This is a genomic window from Streptococcus sp. 1F3 (genome assembly GCF_054968985.1).
The window spans coordinates 1-4,411 of the sequence record NZ_JBUEQR010000005.1; the positions used below are offsets into that span (position 1 = coordinate 1).

The window sequence follows — 4,411 nt, forward strand, 5'->3', positions numbered from 1 at the left end:
CTCATCAAAGTCATTAAAAGAAATGCCTTTGGATTCAGGAACTTTGAAAACTTTAAGAAACGCATTTTGATTGCTTTAAACGTAAAGAAAGAGAGAACGAAGTTCGTCCTCTCTAGGTGTTAGCTTTTCATCTACCCACTACAGTTGACAAAGAGCCGATTAAAATAAAGGAGCGCTCTCAATCAAGTTCAAGACTGAGACCACTCCCTTCAATATCAAATTATGAAACTATTTTTTACAATTCTTTCACAATATTCACTACATTTTCAACAGTAAAGCCGTATTCTTCAATGACTTTAGCTGCTGGTGCAGAAGCTCCAAAGGTATCGATACCAAGTACCGCACCGTCTAAGCCGACATACTTGTACCAACTTTGACTTGCAGCCATTTCAATAGCAACACGACGACGGACTGCACTCGGCAAGATTTCTTCCTTGTAGGCTGCATCTTGAGCATCAAAGAGCTCAGTTGATGGCACGCTCACTACCCGAACCTTGATTCCCTCTGTCGCTAATTGCTTAGCAGCTGTAACAGCCAAGTTCACTTCTGAACCTGATGCAAGAAGAATAGTATCAAAACCTGCTTCTTCATAGACGACATAGGCTCCTTTTGCAACCTTATCAAAGTCAGTTCCTTCTTCTACCGTCAAGTTTTGACGAGTAAGAACGAGGGCTGACGGTGTGGATTTACTGGTCAAGGACAAGTACCAAGCAGCTTGTGTCTCACGGGCATCAGCCGGACGGAAAACATTCAAGTTTGGTAAGGCGCGAAGACCTGCTAAATGTTCAATCGGCTCATGGGTTGGACCATCTTCCCCAACTGCAATCGAATCATGTGTGAAGACATAGGTCACTGGAAGTCCTTGAAGAGCGGACAAACGAATCGCAGCTTTCAGGTAGTCTGAAAAGACAAAGAATGTACCACCATAAACACGAAGCCCACCGTGAGCTGCCATACCATTCAAAACAGTTCCCATCGCAAATTCACGAACACCAAACTGGATATTGCGGTTGAGGCGATGAGCATCGTCTTGTAAACCGTCTGCTTTGATGTAGGTCATATTTGAATGCGCCAAGTCAGCTGATCCACCCAAGAAGGTTGGAAGTACTTTTGCTGCTGCGTTAATCGCATCTTGGCTTGAGTTCCGAGTCGCTTGGGAGAAGCCTGCTTCGTGGACTGGGAAATCGCTTGGTTTCAACTCTGCCACATCACGGCCCTCAAGGATTGCATCGACTTCTTCTGCCAATTCTGGATAGGCTACTCGATAATCGGCAACTAGTTTTTCCCAAGCTGCATAAGCTGCTTGACCTCGATCAGCGACTTTTTCCTTGAAATCTGCATACACTTCAGCTGGCACCTCAAATGGAGCATAAGACCAATCCAAGGCCTTACGTGTTGCTGCTGCTTCTTCTGCCCCGAGTGGCGCACCATGAACAGCATTTGTTCCTTGTTTGTTTGGAGAACCATGTCCGATGATTGTTTTTACTTCGATAAGAGCTGGCTTACCTGCTGCTTTTGCTTTTTCAATAGCTTGGTTAATAGCTGCCACATCTGTACCGTCTGCTACGAAATCTGTATGCCAACCGTAGGCTTCATAACGAGCACGTACATTTTCTGTAAAGGAATCTTTCGTTTCCCCATCCAAGTTAATATCATTTGAATCGTAAAGAACAATCAGCTTATCTAATTTTTGCAAACCAGCATAAGAAGCTGCCTCAGCAGATACTCCTTCCATCAAGTCTCCATCACCACAGATAACATAGGTATAGTGATCAAAGAGATTATAGCCTTCCCTATTGTACTTGGCTGCAAGGAAACGTTCTGCCTGCGCAAATCCTGTCGCAGTCGCTATCCCTTGACCGAGAGGCCCCGTTGTAATATCAACCCCGGCAGTGTGACCATATTCTGGATGACCAGGTGTTTTAGAACCCCATTGACGGAAGTTTTTAATCTCTTCTATGCTCACTTCCTCAAAACCTGATAGGTGAAGAAGGGCATAGATTAACATCGAACCATGTCCAGCTGACAAGACGAAACGGTCACGATTGATCCAGTTTGGTACTTGTGGATTGAGGCGCATTTGGTTGGTAAAGAGGCTGTAAGCCATAGGTGCTGCCCCCATCACCACTCCTGGGTGACCTGATTTCGATTGTTCAATAGCGTCTATTCCAAGAAAGCGAATCGCATTGACTGATACGTGTGACATATCTTCCTCCTCTTAAAAAGTTATTCTAGTTCCATTATAGCATAAAGCATTTTTGTTGTTACAATAAGTTCAAGATTTGGACTTATTTTTACCCCCTAATACTCATCAGTAAATCACTTCAATTCAGGAAGCCTTTTTCCAGCCTTCAACTATAGAAAATCATGATATCAACATCTCGCTTTCCCCTATCTTTTTATTTCTAGATTTGGGTATTGACAGCTACTGACACCGATGACTGATAGGACAACTCATCCAAACACTTATACTCTTTAAAAATCAATATGAAGAATACTCATTCACATCCATTATACCAAAATTCCCCAACCATCATAAGCTAGGGAATATCTATCAATTATTCTGGTAGAACCACCTTCAGGCGAATATCTGTTGTCTGTAAAACTTTTTGCACTTGCACTAGAAAGGCTAGTCCATTGTCTGACGGAGGATATTGGAAGCTAAGGTTGATCACCTTCTCCTTAAAATCATCACCGTAGCCTTCCACATACTGCTTGCTTTCAATAAAGTGAATATAGTTGTTCAGCTTTTCTTGCAATATCTGTAGATGAACACTATCTGTTTCTTCCTGCCATTTGAGTGGGTCTAAAAGCAAGAATTCCAAATGTTCTGAAATGATACCTAAGCTATCAATTTTACTGGTTTGTAAAATTGTCCCAATCACTTGCTTCAATAGCTTCGTAAATTCATACTCTGAAAATAAGGACTTTGAAAAAAACGGATTCTTGAGAATTTGTTCTGGAAACTGTCTTAGAAAGTTTCTATCTAGTTCTTCTTGACTCTTATCTGGCCAATGTCCTGTCATTAAGTACATTTTTACTTCGTAAGCATCTTGAGGCGACTCAAAGGCTCTATCCATAAGATCTTTTGAGATAGGATATGTCACCTCTCGATCTTGAAATCCGCCTGTCATGAACCGCATCTCATAGCTCCCATTTTCTTCGTAAACAATAAAATCGTTCCCCCTATGAGTAATAATACTGGTTTCATTGTAATGTTCCAATTCGTTTTCCTCAGCCCAACGACCATGTTCTACATAGAACATGACCTCTTTTCCGTCATTCTCTGTTGCCAACGCTTTTTCTGCTAATTGTTTAGATATTGGATATGAAAATCTATCTCTTCCTCTCATCCAATTAATACTATATTCTCCATCTCGGTCATAAATAATAAAATTAGAACCTTTTAAAACTTTCATTACGCTCTCCTTTCTAAACTTATTTATATAATTCTCGTACTATATAATCTGTTTCATCAACTGGATCAATCACTGCCTCTGGAATTCCTCCCTTAGTGTAACCTCCTGGCTCCCAAAATCCTTCCCATGCTCCAGCTTCATTACCAGATGGTATCCGAAGATTTTTATAATGTTGGATATCTATTACAACTGGATTATCTCCAAGATCCTCCTGTTCCAACCCCAATAATTCTTCCAAAACTCGTGGATTTCCATCAGATGCTTTTATCGCTTTATCAAAAACAGACTTAGGCATGACATAGTGTCCATCTTGATGTCCTATCGTTAAACCAAAGTTTTGTACTCCATAATCATAGGAATCAAAACTCATAACTTTTACTGCTCCATCGTCAAACATAGAAAGGTGTGCAGCGATTTCTTCTGCTGAATACACATGGTAAGGAGATGGTCGACTCCCTTTAGTTGTGCTAATCAATCCATCTTCAACTTTTTTAGACAAATCTATATGAGGCAGTTTCTCCAGCTACAGAATAACCCGTAACTGGAGATTCAATTGTACTCGTTCCCGTCTTCTGCGACACCACATCAATCCGAGTGCCCTTAGGAATCCCAACACCTCCAACAAAGTCTCCCTTGCCGGCACCTACAATCACACCACCATACTGAGACAAATCCTCCAACAGATTCTGCCGGCTAGACTTCAAACCAATCTGAGCAGTCGTGTATTCCTGAATGCGTATCTTCCCAGCCTCATCAAAACCAATCGCGTCTACCCGGATCTTCTGCTCTACTCCATCAACCACCATCTGGATGGTGATGTTCTTCTCCACCTTATGGGCAACCTTCCCAAACTCTACCACCTGCAAGTCCACAAATTCCTGACCCTGACGAGCATTCAACTGGACTTGTGGAGTGTGAACAGACAAACCCTTGGTAAGATTCCCAACAACGGCCTTCGTCCCAAACTCCATTCCCTTCCCCAGCGCAAACTT

At 42.1% G+C, this 4,411-nt stretch carries 4 protein-coding genes and 1 pseudogene; 1 reads left to right on the forward strand and 4 read right to left on the reverse strand.

Annotated features, from left to right (window positions below; all coding sequences use genetic code 11):
• A partial coding sequence (locus ACVPON_RS00110) for a transposase (protein WP_462874816.1) occupies window positions 1–123 on the forward strand: 123 nt, incomplete at its 5' end.
• Window positions 124–235: 112 nt separating this feature from the next.
• Here the strand turns inward: ACVPON_RS00110 and tkt are convergent.
• From tkt to ACVPON_RS00130, 4 genes and pseudogenes are all read right to left on the reverse strand, one after another.
• On the reverse strand, window positions 236–2,206 hold the full coding sequence (gene tkt, locus ACVPON_RS00115; RefSeq protein ID WP_462874810.1) for a transketolase: 1,971 nt from the start codon (window positions 2,204–2,206) through the stop codon (window positions 236–238).
• Between the two features lie 352 nt (window positions 2,207–2,558).
• Complete coding sequence (locus ACVPON_RS00120; RefSeq protein ID WP_462874812.1) at window positions 2,559–3,419, reverse strand: DUF6572 domain-containing protein; 861 nt, start codon at window positions 3,417–3,419, stop codon at window positions 2,559–2,561.
• Between the two features lie 19 nt (window positions 3,420–3,438).
• Window positions 3,439–3,918: a hypothetical protein gene (locus ACVPON_RS00125; RefSeq protein WP_462874814.1), complete on the reverse strand. Its 480-nt coding sequence runs from the start codon at window positions 3,916–3,918 to the stop codon at window positions 3,439–3,441.
• Window positions 3,911–4,411 (reverse strand): annotated as a pseudogene (locus tag ACVPON_RS00130) (hypothetical protein); the annotation flags it as partial. The gene ACVPON_RS00125 and the pseudogene ACVPON_RS00130, both read right to left, overlap by 8 nt.

Bases quoted from the DNA above. Each gene is read 5' to 3' on its own strand.
- tkt (WP_462874810.1), bottom strand. From the start codon at position 2,206: ATGTCACACGTATCAGTCAATGCGATTCGCTTTCTTGGAATAGACGCT.
- ACVPON_RS00120 (WP_462874812.1), bottom strand. From the start codon at position 3,419: ATGAAAGTTTTAAAAGGTTCTAATTTTATTATTTATGACCGAGATGGA.